The organism is Pseudomonas sp. 2VD (assembly GCF_005503585.1).
In the GTDB taxonomy this organism is placed as follows: Bacteria; Pseudomonadota; Gammaproteobacteria; order Pseudomonadales; family Pseudomonadaceae; genus Pseudomonas; species Pseudomonas aeruginosa.
Genome location: NZ_SCND01000098.1, coordinates 1 through 16,584, shown reverse-complemented (window position 1 = coordinate 16,584; position 16,584 = coordinate 1). Strand labels below are relative to the sequence as shown.

The following is a 16,584-nucleotide window of genomic DNA, read 5'->3' as shown; positions in this document are numbered from 1 at the left end:
CCGCCGCTTCATGCAGGCCATCGGCCGCGACGACCTGGCCAGCGACCCGCGACTGGCCAGCAACGACGGGCGCGATGCGCGCCGCGACGAACTCTATGGGGTTATCGACCGCTGGGTCGCCTCGCAGCCCCTGGAGGAAGTGCTGGCGGTGCTGGCGCGAGCCGAAGTCCCGGCCAGCCGCATCTACTCCGCCGAAGACATGTTCCGCGATCCGCAATTCCTTGCCCGCGAGATGTTCCTCTCGGCACGCTTGCCGGACGGCAAGCCGTTCCGTATGCCTGGCATCGTGCCCAAGCTGTCCGCCACGCCAGGCTCGGCGGATTGGGTAGGCCCGGAACTGGGCGAGCATACCGATGCCCTGCTCGCCGAGCTGGGCTACGACAGCGAGGGCATCGCCGCCCTGCGCCGGGAAGGCGCCATCTGAACGGTACGTGGAGCCCTTCATCGGTGCTCCGCGGACAGGGCGGCCCCTCTCCCCTATCCAGCCAGGGAGAGGGGGTTATCCGCACGCTTCCACGAGCATGGCGCCATCCGGCAAGAGCCGCTGCACCGGCGCGCGCCTTCGCCTGAACGCCCGATGCGCAACGCGCCGTCGAACGAGACGGCGCTAGCGCGACGAATACAGCAGCACGTGATCCCGCTCGCGGAAGGTCGCCAGCACGTCTTCCTCCATCCGCCCGACCAGCACCTGCAATTCGCGGCGAATGGTCTGCACGGCATCCTCGAGATAGCTTTCGTCGTTCAACTGCACCTTGGCGATGACCCGCTGCAACAGGGTTTCCCCCTGCGGATCGACCAGCGTGACCACCCGTCCGCCATCGGGCCGGGGCTGGCTGAGGGTGAAGGGATGGGGAGCGAAGGCATCGGCCAGTCGTTGCTTCAGGCTGTCCAAATCAGGTCTCCTGTTTCGACGATAAGACTCGTCAAAGACCGAAAAAACGCGAATAGGGTTCGTCGATGCAAGCATTTACCGGACTAACGGCAGCATCTGGCGAAAGGCCACGAGCCGGCGCAAATAGCCATTCGAGCTGAGCCAGGCCAACGCAACGATCAGCCCGCTATAAGGAAAGCGCCGGGAAAAACTCCAACCATCCCACCCTCGCGCAACGCCTTCACCTGCTTGAAATTGCAGTATCCGGCGCGTCCGTCAGGCAGTAACAACGAGACTTCCCCCTGCGTGTCGAACAGCGAGGATCTCATGACTGCCTTCGCATCCCCCCGCGGCGCCTGGCGCGCCTTCATCCTCGCGCTGGCATTCGCCGCCGGCACGGCACAGGGCTCACTGCTGTTCGGCGCCGTCGGCCTGGCCAACGACCAGTACGCGCGTCCGGTCGCCGACACCGAGATCGCCAGCACCGCCGTGCTCGCCGATTGTCGTGGCTTCGTCGGGACCATCGCCAGGATCGTCCTGCTGGACGGCTCGATCCGCTGCAACGAGGCTTTCCCCTATGGCTTCGCCAGCCCGATCAGTACCAGCGTCTACTATCCGGCGGACATCGCCGCGTCCGACGCCAAGCTTCCGGTCATCACCTTCGTCGGCGGCATACTTTCCAACGCCGGCAACTATCACGAACTGATGAAACTGTGGGCCAGCCACGGCTTCATCGTGGTGATCTCTTCCGACTTCATCAACTCCTTCCCGCTGATGCACGCCCTCGGCATCCTCGAGGTCGCGAAACTGGACAAGGACCCGGCCTCAGCCCTGCATGGCAGGGCCGACTTTTCCCGGACCCTGGTCGCCGGGCACTCCGCCGGCGGCCAGGCCACGCTGCAGAGCGCCAGCCTCTCTGCACAAGCCCTGCAACTCATCGAACCACGGTTGAAGCTGGTCGGCGCCCTGCCGATCGAGCCAGGCCCCCTGGCCATCGGTTCCACGGTAAAGACCCCGACCCTGCTGCTGACCGGACTGGCCGATGTGGTCGTGCCGCCGCTCAGTTGGCCGATCCTCTGGCAGGGCCCGTTGATCCGCGACGCGCCCGCCTGGGGCGCCACGGCCACCACGGCGACCCACTTCAGCCCGCTGCGACAGATCGAGTACAACGAGTTCGCCGGCATCAGCGTCGCCTGGGCGCTGTACCAGGGAAAGAACGATGCCCAGGCCCGCGACTATTTCGTCGGGCGCTACTACAAGCTGGCCAGCGACATCCAGTTCAACGATCCACTGAGGCTGCTCCGCCCCTCGCGCAACAAACTCGCCGCCGCCCTTTGAGAAGACATGAAAAAGCCCGCCATCAAGGCGGGCTTCTTCCTTTCACGACAGGCTCAGAGCGGCTTGCCGCGATTGCCGTGCTGGCTGACGAAGGCCTGCACCTTGGCCAGCTCGTTCGGCAATACGGTGCAGCGCTCCTCGCGCTCGAACAGGTCGGCGAGGTGCGCAGGCAGCGCCGGCGCCTGGCCGATGCCGGCCTTCTCCACCGCTTCGGGGAACTTGACCGGGTGCGCAGTGCCCAGGGTCACCATCGGCACGCTCAGGCTGCGCCGGCATTCGCGGGCGGCACGCACGCCAATGGCGGTGTGCGGGTCGAGCAACTCGCCACAGGAGCGGTATACCTCGGCGATGGTCTCGCAGGTCTGCTCGTCGCTGACCGCCAGGGAGTCGAACAGCTTGCGCGCCTCGGTCCAGCGCTGGTCTTCCACCGACAGCTTGCCGCTGGCCTTGAAGGCATCCAGCAGTTCGGCGACGGCCTTGCCGTTGCGGCCGTGCAGGTCGAACAGCAGGCGTTCGAAGTTGGACGAGACCATGATATCCATCGACGGCGACAGCGAGGGATGCAGGGTGTCCTTGTCGTAGCGGTTGCCGCTCATGAAGCGGTGCAGGATGTCGTTGCGGTTGGTCGCGACGATCAGTTGGCTGACCGGCAGGCCCATGTTGCGCGCCAGGTAGCCGGCGAAGATGTCGCCGAAGTTGCCGGTCGGCACCGAGAACGCCACCGAGCGATGCGGCGCGCCGAGCTGCAGCGCGGCATGGAAGTAGTAGACGATCTGGGCCATGATCCGCGCCCAGTTGATCGAGTTCACCGCTACCAGGCGGGTACCCTTGAGGAAGCCCTGGTCGGCGAAGCTGGCCTTGACCATCTCCTGGCAGTCGTCGAAGTTGCCTTCGATGGCGATGTTGTGGATGTTGTCGCCGAGGATGGTGGTCATCTGCCGGCGCTGCACCTCGGACACGCGGTTGTGCGGGTGCATGATGAAGATGTCGACGTTGTCGCAACGGCGGCAGCCTTCGATGGCCGCGGAGCCGGTATCGCCGGAGGTGGCCCCCATGATCACCACGCGCTCGCCGCGCTTGGCCAGCACATGGTCGAGCAGCCGGCCGAGCAGTTGCAGGGCGAAGTCCTTGAAGGCCAGGGTCGGGCCGTGGAACAGCTCCAGCACCCATTCGTTGCCGTTCAACTGGCGCAGCGGCGCCACTGCGTCATGGGCGAAGACGCCATAGGTTTCCTCGAGGATCTTCTTGAAGTCGGCATCGGCGATGCTGCCGGCGACGAACGGGCGCATCACCCGGAAGGCCAGCTCGTGGTAGGGCAGGCCGACCCAGGAGGCGATCTCCTCGAGGGTGAAGCGTGGCAGGTTTTCCGGGACGTAGAGGCCGCCGTCGCTGGCCAGGCCGGCGAGGAGGACATCTTCGAAGTTCAGGGCGGGCGCTTGGCCGCGGGTGCTGATGTAACGCATGTTCAAAACCTTCGCTGTTGACGCGGGCCCGCGAACGGCGCCCGGCGTTCGATCAATTCAGTTGTTCGACACGGATACGGACCACCGGCCCGGACACGCCTTCCAGCGCTTCCAGGGCGGCGATGGCATCGTTGATGCGTTGTTCGATGACCCGGTGGGTAACCAGGATCATCGGCACCAGGCCGTCCTGTTCCTCGGCCTCCTTCTGCATGATCGATTCGATGTTGATGCCGCGCTCGGACAGGATGGTGGCCACCTGGGCCAGTACGCCCGGGTGGTCCTTGGCCTGGATGCGCAGGTAGTAGGCGCTTTCGCAGGCTTCGATCGGCAGGATCGGGTGGTCGGACAGCGCGTCCGGCTGGAATGCCAGGTGCGGTACGCGGTTCTCCGGATCGGAGGTCATGGCGCGGACCACGTCGACGAGGTCGGCCACCACCGAGGAAGCGGTCGGCTCCATGCCGGCACCGGCGCCGTAGTAGAGGGTCGAGCCGACGGCGTCGCCGTTGACCATCACCGCGTTCATCACGCCGTTGACGTTGGCGATCAGGCGATCCGAGGGAATCAGGGTCGGGTGCACGCGCAGCTCGAAGCCGCTCTCGGTGCGACGCGCCACGCCCAGGTGCTTGATGCGATAGCCGAGGGCGTCGGCGTAGTTGACGTCGGCGCTGGTCAGCTTCGAGATGCCTTCGGTGTAGGCCTTGTCGAACTGCAGCGGAATCCCGAAGGCGATCGAGGCGAGGATGGTCAGCTTGTGGGCGGCGTCGATGCCTTCCACGTCGAAGGTCGGGTCGGCCTCGGCATAGCCCAGGGCCTGAGCCTCGGCGAGCACGTCGGGGAAGGCACGGCCCTTCTCGCGCATTTCGCTGAGGATGAAGTTGCCGGTACCGTTGATGATCCCGGCCAGCCAGTTGATGCGGTTGGCCGACAGCCCCTCGCGGATCGCCTTGATCACCGGGATGCCGCCGGCGACAGCGGCCTCGAAGGCGACGATCACGCCCTTCTCGCGGGCCTTGGCGAAGATCTCGTTGCCGTGCACGGCGATCAGCGCCTTGTTCGCGGTGACCACGTGCTTGCCGTTCTCGATGGCCTTGAGCACCAGCTCGTGGGCCAGGGTGTAGCCGCCGATCAACTCGACGACCACGTCGATCTCGGGATTGCACGCTACGTCGAAGATATCGGCGGTGATGGGGGTCGCACCGGTATCGCACTTCGGGTTCGGCCGGCGGGCGGCGATCTGCGCAACCTCGATACCGCGCCCGGCACGGCGGGCAATCTCCTCGGCGTTGCGTTCGAGTACATTGAAGGTACCGCCACCGACGGTCCCCAACCCACAGATGCCTACTTTGACCGGTTTCACGCTGGAACTCCCCATCTCACCTACGACGGCCGGACGCGCCGGCCTGCTATGGTTCCCCGATCGAATCGAGGTTGACGCGACCACTGTACGGGCCACGACACATCCTGGCGATGGATTCCGCCAGCGGGCGACGGAAATCGCCAATGATGAAAACAAAAGAGCCGCACATTACGAAGCGGCTCTTTATTAGTCAATTGTTCGGCAGACCCGGCGCTATTTGGCCTCCAGCGCCAGCTTGGCCAACTGCTTGGCCGGCTGGTAGCCGGGGAGCAACTGGCCGTTGGCGAGGACGATCGCCGGCGTTCCCTGCACCCCGACCATCTGGCCCATCTGGAACTGCTTGTCGACCGGGTTCTTGCACTCGGAAGACTTGATCTCCTTGCCGTTCATCATGGCGTCCATCGCCTTGGTCGGCTCCTTCGCACACCAGACCGCCTGCAGTTGCTTGTCGCCCGCCGACTGCGGCCCCTGGCGCGGGAACGCCATGTAGCGCACCTCGATCCCCTGCTCGGTCAGGTCCGGCACCTCGGCATGCAGCTTCTGGCAGTACGGGCAGGTGGTATCGGTGAACACCGTGATGTGCGCCTTGGCCTGGCCCTTGGCCGGATACACCACCATCTCGCTGGCGGGCACGCCGTTGATCGCCTTGGCGATCGCCTGGCTCTCGGCCTTCTCGGTCAGGTTGACCGGCTTGCCGTCCTTCACCTGGTAGAGGTAGCCCTGCATGACGAACTGGCCGTCGGCGCTGGCGTAGAGCACCCGGCCGCCCTTCAGCTGCACCTGGTAGAGCCCCTGCAGCGGGCTGCTGGCGATGGAGTCGATGGGCAGGTCCGGTTGCAGGGCCTGCAGGGTCTTGCGGATGTTCTGATCGGCATTGTCTGCCAGGGCCAGGGTACTCATCAGGCCGAGGGCGGCAGCAGCCAGAAAACGGGTCACGCGCATGTGTCACTCCTGTCGTGCGGTCGGCGAAGCCTACCATAGACCGCTATCCCGACGGGCCCGACGCTTGTCGCAGAACGCTACGAAAGCGCCTCTTTTCGGATAGGTACGGATTTTTCGGACAAAGCGTCAGCCTCGCGGGTGGTGGCGTGCGTGCAGATCCTGGAGGCGGGCCCGGGCGATATGGGTATAGATCTGGGTGGTCGACAGGTCGCTGTGGCCGAGCAGCATCTGCACCACCCGCAGGTCGGCGCCATGGTTGAGCAGGTGGGTGGCGAAGGCGTGACGCAGGGTGTGCGGCGAAATCGACGTGCCGATCGCCGCCACCTGCGCGTGATGCTTGATGCGATGCCAGAAGGTCTGGCGGGTCATCTGTTCGCCGCGCAGGCTGGGGAACAGCACGTCGCTGGGCCGCCCGCCGAGCAGGTCGCCGCGGGCCTCGCGCAGGTAGCGTTCGAGCCAGCCGATGGCTTCCTCGCCGAGCGGCACCAGGCGCTCCTTGCTGCCCTTGCCGAAGACCTTGACCACGCCCTGGCGCAGGTTGACCTGCTCCAGGGTCAGGCCGACCAGTTCGCTGACCCGCAGGCCGCAGGCATACAGCACTTCGAGCATGGTGCGATCGCGCAGGCCCAGCGGGTCGTCGACTTCCGGCGCCGCCAGCAATGCCTCGACGTCCGCTTCGGAGAGGGATTTCGGCAACGGCTTGCCCAGTTGCGGCAGGTCCACCTGCAAGGTGGGATCCTCGGCGATCAGGCCATCGCGCAGGCAATAGCGGTAGAAGCCACGCAGGCCGGAGAGGAAGCGCGCGGTCGAGCGAGCCTTGTAGCCCTGTTCCAGGCGCCAGGCCAGGTGATCGAGGATGGCGTCGCGGCCGATGCCCTCCAGGCGCAGCCCGCGGCCATCGAGCCAGGCGTTGAACTGCTGGAGGTCGTTGCGATAAGCCTCGCGGGTGTTGTCGGCAAGGCCTTTTTCCAGCCACAGGGCATCGAGGAAACGGTCGATCAGGGGATGTTCGAGGGTACTCATGGATGAAGGCTGCGAACCAAATGAAAGCGCGGCTAGTCTTTCATAGCCTGGGCGCTATCGCGAGCGTTGGCCGTCATCGCCACGTAATGGTTAGTCAGGCCGGTCGACAGGAGGTCGGCCGGCTTCCCGTGCCCGCGGGAAAAAGCGGAGCCATGTGGCTCGATGGTTCGCCCCGGCTCAGGACGAGCGGAGCGACGCTGACAAGGAATCCTCGATGGACCAGAACGCTATCCTGCTCGCCCTCGGCGGCATCGGTGCCGCCGCCCTGCTCAGTCAATGGCTGGCCTGGCGCCTGCGCCTGCCAGCCATTCTTTTCCTGCTGCTGTCCGGGATCGTCGCCGGCCCGCTGCTCGGCTGGCTCGATCCGGACGAGATGTTCGGCCCCCTGCTGTTCCCACTGGTATCCCTGGCAGTGGCGCTGATCCTCTTCGAGGGCAGCCTGACCCTGCATTTCAGCGAATGGAAGGAAATCGGCACCGTGGTGCACCGAATGGTGACCATCGGCGCGCTCTCGACCTGGGGCGTGATCGCCCTGGCCGCCCACTACCTGCTCGACTTCAGCTGGGAAATGGCCCTGCTGTTCGGCACCCTGACCCTGGTCACCGGGCCCACGGTGATCGTCCCGATGCTGCGGGTGGTCCGGCCCAAGGCCGCGGTGGCGAACATCCTGCGCTGGGAAGGCATCGTCATCGATCCCATCGGCGCCCTGCTGGCGGTAGTGGTGTACAGCTTCATCATCTCCAGCGGCGAAGGCGACGGCTGGCTGCACAGCCTGCAGACCTTCGGCGGGGTGATCCTCTGCGGCAGCCTGTTCGGCATCCTCGGCGGCTGGGCGCTGGGCATCGTCCTACGCCGCCACTGGCTGCCGGACTACCTGCACAACCTGGCGACGCTGGCCGCGGTGCTGGGCGTTTTCATCGCCTCGAACCGGGTGATGCACGAATCCGGACTGCTCGCCGTCACCCTGATGGGCATGGGCCTGGCCAACATGAAGGGCGTCGACGTACGGCAGATCCTGCACTTCAAGGAAAACCTCAGCGTCCTGCTGATTTCCGGCCTGTTCATCCTCCTGGCCGCGCGCCTGGACATCAATGCCCTGCTCGGCCTGGGCCCGGCGGCGCTGCTGGTGTTGCTGCTGATCCAGTTCGTCGCCCGGCCGCTGAACGTGGCGCTGTCGACCTGGGGTTCGCCGCTGAGCTGGCGCGAGCGCGCCCTGCTCAGCTGGATCGCCCCGCGCGGGATCGTCGCCGCGGCGGTCTCGGCGATCTTCGCCATCCGCCTGGGCGCCGAAGGCCATGCCCAGGCGGCGCTGCTGGTGCCACTGACCTTCCTGGTGATCATCGGCACGGTGGTCCTGCAAAGCGCCACCGCCCGCCCCCTGGCGCGCCTGCTGAAGGTCGCCGAGCCCTCGCCCAGCGGCTACCTGATCGTCGGCGCCAATCCGGTCGGGCGCGCCATCGGCAAGGCCCTGAAGAGCCTCGGCAGCCGCGTGCTGCTGACTGATTCGAGCTGGGAAAACATCCGCGCCGCCCGCATGGACAACCTGCCCACCTATTTCGGCAATCCCACCTCGCAGCACGCCGAAGCCCACCTCGACCTGGTCGGCATCGGTCATTTGCTGGGGGTTTCTCCGGCCGGCGAGCTGAACACCCTGGCGGCCATGCGCTTCCGCCACGAGTTCGGCCATCGCCAGCTGTTCGGCCTGCCGACCAGCCAGGAAGCCAAGCGTACCGACAAGCACCGCTCCAGCGACGAACACCGTGGCCGCCCGCTTGGCCAGCGACCGCTGACCTACGCGCAGTTCGCCAGCCTGCTGTCGCGCGGCGCCGAAATCCGCACCACCCTGCTCACCGACACCTTCGGCTGGAACGACTACCAGGCGCTGCACGGCGAGTCCGCGATCCTGCTGTTCGCCCGCGATCCGAACGGCAGGATGCACGTCGCCACGCCACAGTCCACGCTGGCGCCGGGCACCGGCTGGACGCTGCTGTCGCTGATCGAGGCGGAACCGTCAGTCAGCAAGTCGCAGGCCACGGAGATCGCCGACTAGACTTCAACGAACCGACGAAAGACCGTCGTCACCCTATCCAAGGTTGGGTGACAAACGAAGCCCACGAAGAGGATGATTGCATCTAGCCATCATCCTCTTTTTTCATCAGGTCATGACCATGTCCAATCAACAACATTCCCGCCTGGGCCAGATCCTGATCAACAAGGGGCTGATTAGCGCCGCCCAACTGGACGCCGCGATCCAGGCGCAGTTGAGCAACCACAAGCGCCTGGGCGAAACCCTGATCGAGCAGGGCCTGCTGAGCGAACGGCAACTGAAGAAGGCGCTGAAGAAGCAGACCAACCTGCGCCTGGCCGCGACCCTGGTCGCCGCCCTGCTCAGTCCGTTCCAGATGGCCAGCGCCGACATCCAGCGCATGCAGCCGCCAGCGGCCATGAGCCGCCAGGAATTGCCGAAGAACCTGCGTCCGCTGACCGACGTCGAGATGAGCAACGTCAACGCCCAGGGCCTCAACGAAAGCCTCGAGGGCCTGTTCCTGAAGGCCGAGGGCGGCGACGGCCTGGCCGCGGTGAAGCAACTGGCGAAGCTGGTGATGCCGGTGCTCGACAGCCTGGAGGCGGAAACCTCGATGAGCGACGTTCGCTACGAAACCGGCAAGACGCAAAGCACGCTCAACCCCGACGGCTCGGTCAACCTGCGCCTGCCGAGCAGTATCGGCGAGGTGCGCTTCGACAATATCCGCATTGCCGGCGCGCCGCGCGAGCAGACGTTCGGCAGTGTCAGCCTGCAACAGATCGACCTGTCCCAGGCTTCCCTGAAGATCAGCCTGCGGCCCTGATCCCAACCCAGGGCCGGATCGTCCGGGGATATGGAAAAGGCACCCCTGGGTGCCTTCTTTCCGCCTGGCTCAAGCCGCCTGGCTGGCCGGGAACCCCGGCAGGACCGGAACCGGCCGCTTTTCGTCGTCGATGGCGACGAAGCTGAACAGGCCGTGTATGGCCTTCTCGCGACCGTCGGCGTACATGCTTTCCAGGTACACCTCGACCTCCACCTTGAGGCTGGTGTTGCCGACCTTGACCACCCGGCCGACCAGTTCGACGATCGAGCCCGCCGGGATCGGGTGGTTGAAGTCGATGCGATCGGTGGAGACGGTCACCAGCGGCAGGCGGCAGAAACGGGTCGCGGTGATGAACGAGACCTCGTCCATCCAGGCCAGCGCAGTCCCGCCGAACAGGGTGTTGTGGTGATTGGTGGTGGGCGGGAATACCGCCTTGGTCACACGGGTTTCGGAAAGCTCGGTGCGACGCAGGATTTCTTGCTCTCTGGGGGTCATGCCACGAATACCGGATGGAGTGGCTGCCTGGGTGCCGCGGATGTTGTACTGGTTATGCGCTGCCGTGGGCAGTAGGAAGCGCCGCCGGAAAGGCGAACGCCAGACATGAAAAAAGCAGCCCTCGGGCTGCTTTTCTCGGAGAAGAACCGGATTAGACCAGTTTTTCCTTGATGCGCGCGGCCTTGCCGGACAGGGCGCGGAGGTAGTACAGCTTGGCCTTGCGCACGTCGCCGCGACGCTTGACGCTCAGGCTGTCGACGATCGGGCTGTAGGTCTGGAAGGTACGTTCCACGCCCACGCCGTTGGAGATCTTGCGCACGGTGAAGGCGCTGTTCAGGCCACGGTTGCGCTTGGCGATGACGACGCCTTCGAAGGCCTGCAGACGCTGACGGTCGCCTTCCTTCACCTTGACCTGGACGATCACGGTGTCGCCGGGGGCGAACGCCGGGATCTCTTTGTTCATCTGTTCAGCTTCGATCTGCTGAATGATCTTGTTGGTCATGCTGTGCTCCTAAGACCGGCAATCGGCCAGCCATCGATACGTTAACTATCGTCCCGCTGACGGATGTATTCCGCCAGCAGCTTCTGCTCTTCTCCAGAAAGCGAGCGGCTATCCAGAAGATCGGCGCGTCGTTCCCAGGTCCGCCCAAGGGCCTGCTGCAAACGCCAACGCCGGATGTGTTCATGGTTGCCACTGAGCAACACTTCAGGAACACGTTTGTCCGCATACACCTCGGGTCGGGTGTAGTGCGGGCAGTCGAGCAGGCCATCCGTGAAGGAGTCCTCCTCGGCGGAATCTGCATGACCCAATGCACCGGGCAGCAACCGCGTCACTGCATCGACCAGCACCATGGCCGGCAACTCACCGCCGGACAGGACATAATCGCCGATCGACCATTCTTCATCGACGTGCTCTTCGATGAAGCGCTCGTCGATGCCTTCGTAGCGCCCGGCGATGAGGATCAACGCTTCCTCTTCGGCCAGTTCGCGTACGCCCGCCTGCGTCAGCTGGCGGCCTTGCGGCGAAAGGTAGATCACCTTCGCCTTCCTGCCCCCGGCGGCTTGCCTGGCATCCGCCAGCGCGCCCTCCAGAGGCTTGATCTTCATCACCATGCCAGGGCCACCGCCGAAGGGCCGGTCGTCCACCGTCTGGTGGCGGTCCTCGGTGTAGTCCCGTGGATTCCAGCAGGTCAGCGTGAGCAACCCCTGCTTTACCGCACGGCTGGTGATGCCATAGTCACTGATCGCGCGGAACATCTCCGGAAAGATGCTGACGACGCCCACCCACAAACGCTTGTCCATGGATGATCAGAAGTCCGCGTCCCAGTCCACCCGCATCTCGCCAGCGGCCAGGTCGATCGACAGCACGCATTGCCCGGTGTAGGGCAACAGGCGCTCGCGGTCGTCCAGGCTGCCCGCGCAGGGCTTGACCACCATGACATCGTTGGCACCGGTTTCCAGCAGATGGTCGATCACGCCGAGCAACTGCCCGCCCTGGTCGATCACCTTCAGGCCTTCCAACTGGTGCCAGTAGTACTCACCTTCCTCGAGAGAGGGCAACTCGCTACGCGGGATGCAGATCTCGTAACCGGTGAAGGTGCGGGCCTCTTCGCGATCGTCGAGCCCCTTGAGCTTGGCGGCCAGGACCTTGCCATGCAGGCGCCCCCTGACCAGCTCGGCCTGCCGAATCTCGCCGTCGCGCCGGAGCGTCCAGCGGCGATAGTCCAGCAGGTTGTCCAACGGGTCGGTAAAGGAATACACCTTCACCTCACCGCGGATGCCGTACACCGAAACGATCTTGCCGATCACGACCAGGTCGTCGGCGGGTGTCGGCATTTCACTCATGACGGCTTAGGCGTTTGCCTTGGCAGCGTCCTTGAGCAGCTGAGCAACGCGCTCAGACGGCTGTGCACCCTGGGCGAGCCAGTAGGTAGCACGCTCCTGGTCGACGGACAGACGCACTTCGCCACCAGTCGCAACCGGGTTGAAGAAACCGATGCGCTCGACGAAGCGACCATCGCGCGCATTGCGGCTGTTGGTCACGGTCAGGTGGTAGAAGGGGCGCTTTTTGGAGCCGCCACGAGCAAGACGGATGGTTACCATGTGAACTTCGTTCCTGTAGTCGGTGCTTGCAAAATGAATGCACGCTGGGCCCACGGCCCGAAAGGCCGCATATTCTAAGGATTATCGGGGAATTTGCAAATCTCTTTTTCGGCCACCCATCGGCCGGCGCGGAGAGCGCGAGAAGCGCGCGGTCCGCCCGCCGGCCGACGGCGCGGAACCGCCGGCGTGGCCAGCGGCCGCGCGTCCGATCAAAGCTTGGGCATGCCCCCCGGGAACATGCTGCCCATGCCTCGCATCATCTTGGCCATGCCGCCCTTGGCGGTGACCTTCTTCATCATCTTCTGCATCTGCTTGTGCTGCTTGATCAGCCGGCCAACGTCCTGCACCTGGGTACCGGAGCCAAGGGCGATGCGGCGCTTGCGCGAGCCGCTGATCATTTCCGGATCGCGCCGTTCGCCGGGCGTCATCGAGTTGATGATCGCCTCCATCTGCTTGAACTGTTTCTCCGCAGCGCCCTGGGCATTGCCCATCTGCGCCAGGTTGACCCCGCCGAGCATCGGCAGCTTGTCCATGAGCCCGCCGAGGCCGCCCATGTTCTTCATCTGTTGCAACTGGTCGCGGAAGTCTTCCAGGTCGAAGCCCTTGCCCTTCTTGATCTTCTTCGCCAGCTTCTCGGCCTTGTCGCGGTCGAGGTTCTGCTCGGCCTGTTCGATCAGGCTGAGCACGTCGCCCATGCCGAGGATGCGCGAGGCCACGCGGTCGGGATGGAACGGATCGAGCGCTTCGCTCTTCTCGCCCATGCCGAGGAACTTGATCGGCTTGCCGGTGATCGCCCGCACCGACAGCGCGGCACCGCCACGCGCGTCGCCGTCGACCTTGGTCAGGACCACGCCGGTCAGCGGCAAGGCGTCATTGAAGGCCTTGGCGGTGTTGGCGGCGTCCTGGCCGGTCATGGCATCGACCACGAACAGGGTTTCCGCCGGCTTGATCGCCGCGTGCACCTGCTTGATCTCGTCCATCATGTCGGCATCGATGTGCAGGCGGCCTGCGGTATCGACGATCACCACGTCGATGAACTTCAGCCTCGCCTCGCGGATCGCCGCCTCGGCGATGGCCACCGGCTTCTGGCTGACGTCGGAAGGGAAGAAGGTTACGCCGACCTCGCCCGCCAGGGTTTCCAGTTGCTTGATCGCGGCGGGACGGTAGACGTCGGCGGAAACCACCATCACCGACTTCTTCTTCCGCTCCTTAAGGAAGCGCGCCAGCTTGCCCGCGGTGGTGGTCTTGCCCGCGCCCTGCAGGCCGGCCATCAGGATCACCGCCGGCGGCGCGACGCTCAGCGCCAGGTCCTCGTTGGCCGCCCCCATCAGTTCCTCGAGTTCGGCGCGGACGATCTTCACGAACGCCTGTCCCGGGGTCAGGCTCTTCGAGACCTCGGTGCCGACGGCGCGCTCCTTGACCTTGTTGACGAAGTCCTTGACCACCGGCAGGGCCACGTCGGCCTCGAGCAGGGCCATGCGCACTTCGCGCAGAGTGTCCTTGATGTTGTCCTCGGTCAGCTTGGCCTTGCCGGTGACATGGCGAAGCGTCTGCGAGAGGCGGTCTGTAAGGTTTTCGAACATGCGCGATCCTTCCACGGGGGTTGCGGCAAGCGGCGGATTATAACCAAGAGCGCGTCGCGGGACACGCGATGAAAGACGGAGTGTGTGTCCGGCGACGACCGGAGGCCAGCCTCAAGTCCTTGATTTGCCGATGCGTTCCGTCTTTGCCGAAGCGACCGCCGGACCATGAGGTCGCGGCGCCCGCGGCAGGCGGTCCGCCAACCCGGCCACAGGTACGAGAGAACTGTTCGCAACGGCTTTCTCGCGACGCTCGATCTATGCCAAACTCCCATCCTTTCGGGCCCGCGATTACAAGGACTTATGCATCCCCTGCTGCCCAGCCTCATCGCTGCTGTTCTCTATCTCGGCACCGCCGCCTACCAGGGTGCCTGTGTGTCCAAGCGCACCGCGCCGGGCAAACCCCTGCTGCTCCTGTTCGGACTCCTGGCACTGGTCGCCCACGCCTTCAGCCTCTACCAGCAATTGCTGACCCCGGCCGGCCTGGTGCTGGACTTCTTCAACGCCGCCAGCCTGATCGCCGCCGCGGTAATCCTCCTGACCCTGCTGGCGACCTTGCGGATACCGGTGGAGAACCTGCTCCTCCTTCTATTCCCGCTGGGCGCCCTCACCACCCTGCTGGCGGTACTCATCCCCCACGGCACCGTCGAGCCGATCAACGAACAACCAGGCATCCTGGCCCACATCCTGCTCTCGATCCTGGCCTACGGCCTGCTCACCATCGCGGTGTTCCAGGCGCTCTTGCTGCTGCTCCAGGATTACCGCCTCAAGCACAAGCATCCGTCCGGGCTGATCCGCAACTTCCCGCCCCTGCAAACCATGGAAAGCCTGCTGTTCGGCTTCCTCTGGGGTGGCTGGTCGCTGCTTTCGCTGTCGCTGCTGTCCGGATGGCTGTTCGTCGACAACCTGTTCGCCCAGCACCTGGCGCACAAGACCATCCTGTCCTGCTTCGCCTGGGTGGTCTTCGCCGTGCTCCTCTGGGGTCGCCACCAGCTCGGCTGGCGGGGCCACAAGGCGATCCGCTGGACCCTGGCCGGTTTCTGCCTGTTGATGTTGGCGTACTTCGGCAGCAAGCTGGTGCGGGAATTCATCCTGCACATCTGATGGGCCTCCTTCATGGATGAGCTGCACCCCGGGTACCTGGTCGGCCTGCTGGTTCTCCTGGTCGCCTGCTCGGCGTTCTTCTCCTGCGTCGAGACCGCCCTGCTCAACCTCGACCGTTACCGCCTGCGCCTACAGGCCAAGCAAGGCCTGCGCGGGGCCCGGCGCAGCAGTTGGCTGCTGCTGCACGACGACCGCCTGCGCGGCACCCTGTTGTTCGGCCGCACCCTGGTCAACGTCAGCGCCGCCGCCCTGGCCAGTTGGGCCGCGCTGCGCCACTGGGGCGTCATCGGCCTGGCCGTCGCCATCCCCGGCATGACCCTGCTCCTGCTGCTGTTCGGCGCCCTGCTGCCGCGCCGCTACGGCGCCCTTCGCTCGGAACGCGTCGCCCTGCCGCTCAGCCTGCCGCTCCTGATCCTGCAGCGCCTGTGCTGGCCCCTGCTGTGGCTGCTGACCCTGCTAAGCAACGCGCTGCTGCGCCTGCTCGGCGTCGCCGCGGCGGAACAGGACGACAGCGGACGCAGCCGCGACGAAGAGGCCCTGCATCCGGCCGACAACCCCCAGGCCAGCGAGGTCAACCGGCATGACATGCTGCTCGGCCTGCTGGACCTGGAGAAGGTCACGGTCAACGACCTGATGATCCCGCGCAACGAAATCGAAGGCATCGACCTCGACGACGAACTCGAGGTCATCGTCGAGCAACTGCGCACCACCAGCCACACCCGCCTGCCGGTCTACCGCGACGACGTCAACCAGATCGAAGGGGTCGTGCACATGCGCCAGATCGCGCGCCTGCTGACCCAGGGCCGCCTGACCAAGGAGAATCTCCGCCAGGCCTGCATGGAGCCGTATTTCGTGCCGGAAAGCACGCCGCTGTCGACCCAGCTGGTGAACTTCCAGAAGGAGAAGCGCCGTATCGGCGTGGTGGTCGACGAATATGGCGAGGTGATCGGCATCGTCACGCTGGAGGACATCCTCGAAGAGATCGTCGGCGACTTCAACGACCTCGACAGCCTCGACAACCCGGATATCCAGGCCCAGGAAGACGGCAGCTTCGTCATCGACGGCAGCGCCAACCTGCGCGAGCTGAACAAGTCGCTTGGCTGGCAATTGCCCTGCGACGGCCCGAAGACCCTCAACGGCCTGGTCACCGAAGCCCTGGAGCAGATCCCCGATTGCGCGGTGTGCCTGCGCATCGGCCCCTACTGCCTGGAAATCCAGCAGTCGGCGGAAAACCGTGTGAAAAGCGTGCGCGCCTGGCATCCCCGCGCGCTGACCCCGCTGGTCGAAAGCGACGCCAGCGTCTGATCCGGGATTGCCGAACCCGCCCTGCGGCGCTCTATAATCGACCCCAGCTTATCCAGCCCTGCCGCCGGTTCCGCCGCTACCCGCAGCCCGAGCCCCGGCCAGTCACCCGCCAGTCCCGCCTGCCCGCCCGGCCCCGATGCCGACGGTACCAGCC

Annotated in this window: 17 protein-coding genes; 6 read left to right on the top strand and 11 right to left on the bottom strand. The window is 65.2% G+C overall.

Annotated elements, in window-relative coordinates:
• On the top strand, nt 1-424 hold a 424-nt coding region (locus tag FFS27_RS13395; RefSeq protein WP_137952057.1), incomplete at its 5' end, for a CoA transferase.
• Nucleotides 425-607: 183 nt separating this feature from the next.
• Here the strand turns inward: FFS27_RS13395 and FFS27_RS13390 are convergent.
• Nucleotides 608-892, bottom strand: a complete 285-nt coding sequence (locus tag FFS27_RS13390) for a DUF3509 domain-containing protein (RefSeq protein WP_003092618.1) — start codon at nt 890-892, stop codon at nt 608-610.
• A 306-nt stretch (nt 893-1,198) separates the two neighbouring features.
• Here FFS27_RS13390 and FFS27_RS13385 point away from each other — a divergent pair, with 306 nt between their 5' ends.
• A complete protein-coding gene (locus FFS27_RS13385) occupies nt 1,199-2,209 on the top strand; it encodes a poly(ethylene terephthalate) hydrolase family protein (protein WP_023100855.1) in 1,011 nt (336 codons plus the stop codon).
• A 53-nt stretch (nt 2,210-2,262) separates the two neighbouring features.
• On the opposite strand, the gene thrC is transcribed toward FFS27_RS13385, so the two are convergent.
• The 4 genes from thrC to xerD all read right to left on the bottom strand — a co-directional run bounded on the left by thrC (nt 2,263) and on the right by xerD (nt 6,994).
• Nucleotides 2,263-3,672, bottom strand: a complete 1,410-nt coding sequence (gene thrC, locus FFS27_RS13380; protein ID WP_003092622.1) for a threonine synthase — start codon at nt 3,670-3,672, stop codon at nt 2,263-2,265.
• A 52-nt stretch (nt 3,673-3,724) separates the two neighbouring features.
• Complete coding sequence (locus FFS27_RS13375) at nt 3,725-5,029, bottom strand: homoserine dehydrogenase (protein WP_021265182.1); 1,305 nt, start codon at nt 5,027-5,029, stop codon at nt 3,725-3,727.
• Nucleotides 5,030-5,242: 213 nt separating this feature from the next.
• Entirely contained in the window at nt 5,243-5,971 is a 729-nt protein-coding gene (dsbC, locus tag FFS27_RS13370; protein ID WP_003092626.1) for a bifunctional protein-disulfide isomerase/oxidoreductase DsbC, read from the bottom strand.
• Between the two features lie 126 nt (nt 5,972-6,097).
• Complete coding sequence (gene xerD, locus FFS27_RS13365) at nt 6,098-6,994, bottom strand: site-specific tyrosine recombinase XerD (protein WP_003092629.1); 897 nt, start codon at nt 6,992-6,994, stop codon at nt 6,098-6,100.
• Nucleotides 6,995-7,208: 214 nt separating this feature from the next.
• On the opposite strand from xerD, the gene FFS27_RS13360 reads away from it, so the two are divergent.
• The gene (locus FFS27_RS13360; RefSeq protein WP_003109643.1) at nt 7,209-9,044 is read left to right on the top strand and encodes a cation:proton antiporter; all 1,836 of its coding nucleotides are present in this window, start codon (nt 7,209-7,211) and stop codon (nt 9,042-9,044) included.
• A gap of 112 nt (nt 9,045-9,156) precedes the next feature.
• On the top strand, nt 9,157-9,843 hold the full coding sequence (locus FFS27_RS13355) for a hypothetical protein (protein ID WP_003092633.1): 687 nt from the start codon (nt 9,157-9,159) through the stop codon (nt 9,841-9,843).
• Between the two features lie 69 nt (nt 9,844-9,912).
• On the opposite strand, the gene FFS27_RS13350 is transcribed toward FFS27_RS13355, so the two are convergent.
• The 6 genes from FFS27_RS13350 to ffh all read right to left on the bottom strand — a co-directional run bounded on the left by FFS27_RS13350 (nt 9,913) and on the right by ffh (nt 14,024).
• A complete protein-coding gene (locus FFS27_RS13350; RefSeq protein ID WP_003092635.1) occupies nt 9,913-10,338 on the bottom strand; it encodes an acyl-CoA thioesterase in 426 nt (141 codons plus the stop codon).
• 151 nt (nt 10,339-10,489) lie between these two features.
• Entirely contained in the window at nt 10,490-10,840 is a 351-nt protein-coding gene (rplS, locus tag FFS27_RS13345) for a 50S ribosomal protein L19 (protein ID WP_003092637.1), read from the bottom strand.
• A 41-nt stretch (nt 10,841-10,881) separates the two neighbouring features.
• The gene (gene trmD, locus FFS27_RS13340) at nt 10,882-11,640 is read right to left on the bottom strand and encodes a tRNA (guanosine(37)-N1)-methyltransferase TrmD (RefSeq protein ID WP_003119312.1); all 759 of its coding nucleotides are present in this window, start codon (nt 11,638-11,640) and stop codon (nt 10,882-10,884) included.
• A gap of 6 nt (nt 11,641-11,646) precedes the next feature.
• A complete protein-coding gene (rimM, locus tag FFS27_RS13335) occupies nt 11,647-12,174 on the bottom strand; it encodes a ribosome maturation factor RimM (RefSeq protein WP_003092640.1) in 528 nt (175 codons plus the stop codon).
• Nucleotides 12,175-12,189: 15 nt separating this feature from the next.
• Entirely contained in the window at nt 12,190-12,441 is a 252-nt protein-coding gene (gene rpsP, locus FFS27_RS13330) for a 30S ribosomal protein S16 (RefSeq protein WP_003109644.1), read from the bottom strand.
• Nucleotides 12,442-12,650: 209 nt separating this feature from the next.
• On the bottom strand, nt 12,651-14,024 hold the full coding sequence (gene ffh, locus FFS27_RS13325) for a signal recognition particle protein (protein WP_003092645.1): 1,374 nt from the start codon (nt 14,022-14,024) through the stop codon (nt 12,651-12,653).
• 300 nt (nt 14,025-14,324) lie between these two features.
• Here ffh and FFS27_RS13320 point away from each other — a divergent pair, with 300 nt between their 5' ends.
• Together FFS27_RS13320 and FFS27_RS13315 are read left to right on the top strand one after the other, a co-directional pair.
• On the top strand, nt 14,325-15,125 hold the full coding sequence (locus FFS27_RS13320; RefSeq protein ID WP_003092649.1) for a cytochrome C assembly family protein: 801 nt from the start codon (nt 14,325-14,327) through the stop codon (nt 15,123-15,125).
• A gap of 12 nt (nt 15,126-15,137) precedes the next feature.
• Nucleotides 15,138-16,430 carry an HlyC/CorC family transporter gene (locus tag FFS27_RS13315; RefSeq protein ID WP_003111904.1) on the top strand — a complete coding sequence of 431 codons (1,293 nt, stop codon included), beginning with the start codon at nt 15,138-15,140 and terminating at the stop codon, nt 16,428-16,430.
• The last annotated feature ends 154 nt before the right edge of the window (nt 16,431-16,584 follow it).

Coding starts and splice junctions, on each gene's coding strand:
- FFS27_RS13385 (WP_023100855.1), top strand. CDS start 1,199: ATGACTGCCTTCGCATCCCCCCGCGGCGCCTGGCGCGCCTTCATCCTC.
- thrC (WP_003092622.1), bottom strand. CDS start 3,672: ATGCGTTACATCAGCACCCGCGGCCAAGCGCCCGCCCTGAACTTCGAA.
- dsbC (WP_003092626.1), bottom strand. CDS start 5,971: ATGCGCGTGACCCGTTTTCTGGCTGCTGCCGCCCTCGGCCTGATGAGT.
- xerD (WP_003092629.1), bottom strand. CDS start 6,994: ATGAGTACCCTCGAACATCCCCTGATCGACCGTTTCCTCGATGCCCTG.
- FFS27_RS13360 (WP_003109643.1), top strand. CDS start 7,209: ATGGACCAGAACGCTATCCTGCTCGCCCTCGGCGGCATCGGTGCCGCC.
- FFS27_RS13355 (WP_003092633.1), top strand. CDS start 9,157: ATGACCATGTCCAATCAACAACATTCCCGCCTGGGCCAGATCCTGATC.
- FFS27_RS13350 (WP_003092635.1), bottom strand. CDS start 10,338: ATGACCCCCAGAGAGCAAGAAATCCTGCGTCGCACCGAGCTTTCCGAA.
- rplS (WP_003092637.1), bottom strand. CDS start 10,840: ATGACCAACAAGATCATTCAGCAGATCGAAGCTGAACAGATGAACAAA.
- trmD (WP_003119312.1), bottom strand. CDS start 11,640: ATGGACAAGCGTTTGTGGGTGGGCGTCGTCAGCATCTTTCCGGAGATG.
- rimM (WP_003092640.1), bottom strand. CDS start 12,174: ATGCCGACACCCGCCGACGACCTGGTCGTGATCGGCAAGATCGTTTCG.
- rpsP (WP_003109644.1), bottom strand. CDS start 12,441: ATGGTAACCATCCGTCTTGCTCGTGGCGGCTCCAAAAAGCGCCCCTTC.
- ffh (WP_003092645.1), bottom strand. CDS start 14,024: ATGTTCGAAAACCTTACAGACCGCCTCTCGCAGACGCTTCGCCATGTC.
- FFS27_RS13320 (WP_003092649.1), top strand. CDS start 14,325: ATGCATCCCCTGCTGCCCAGCCTCATCGCTGCTGTTCTCTATCTCGGC.
- FFS27_RS13315 (WP_003111904.1), top strand. CDS start 15,138: ATGGATGAGCTGCACCCCGGGTACCTGGTCGGCCTGCTGGTTCTCCTG.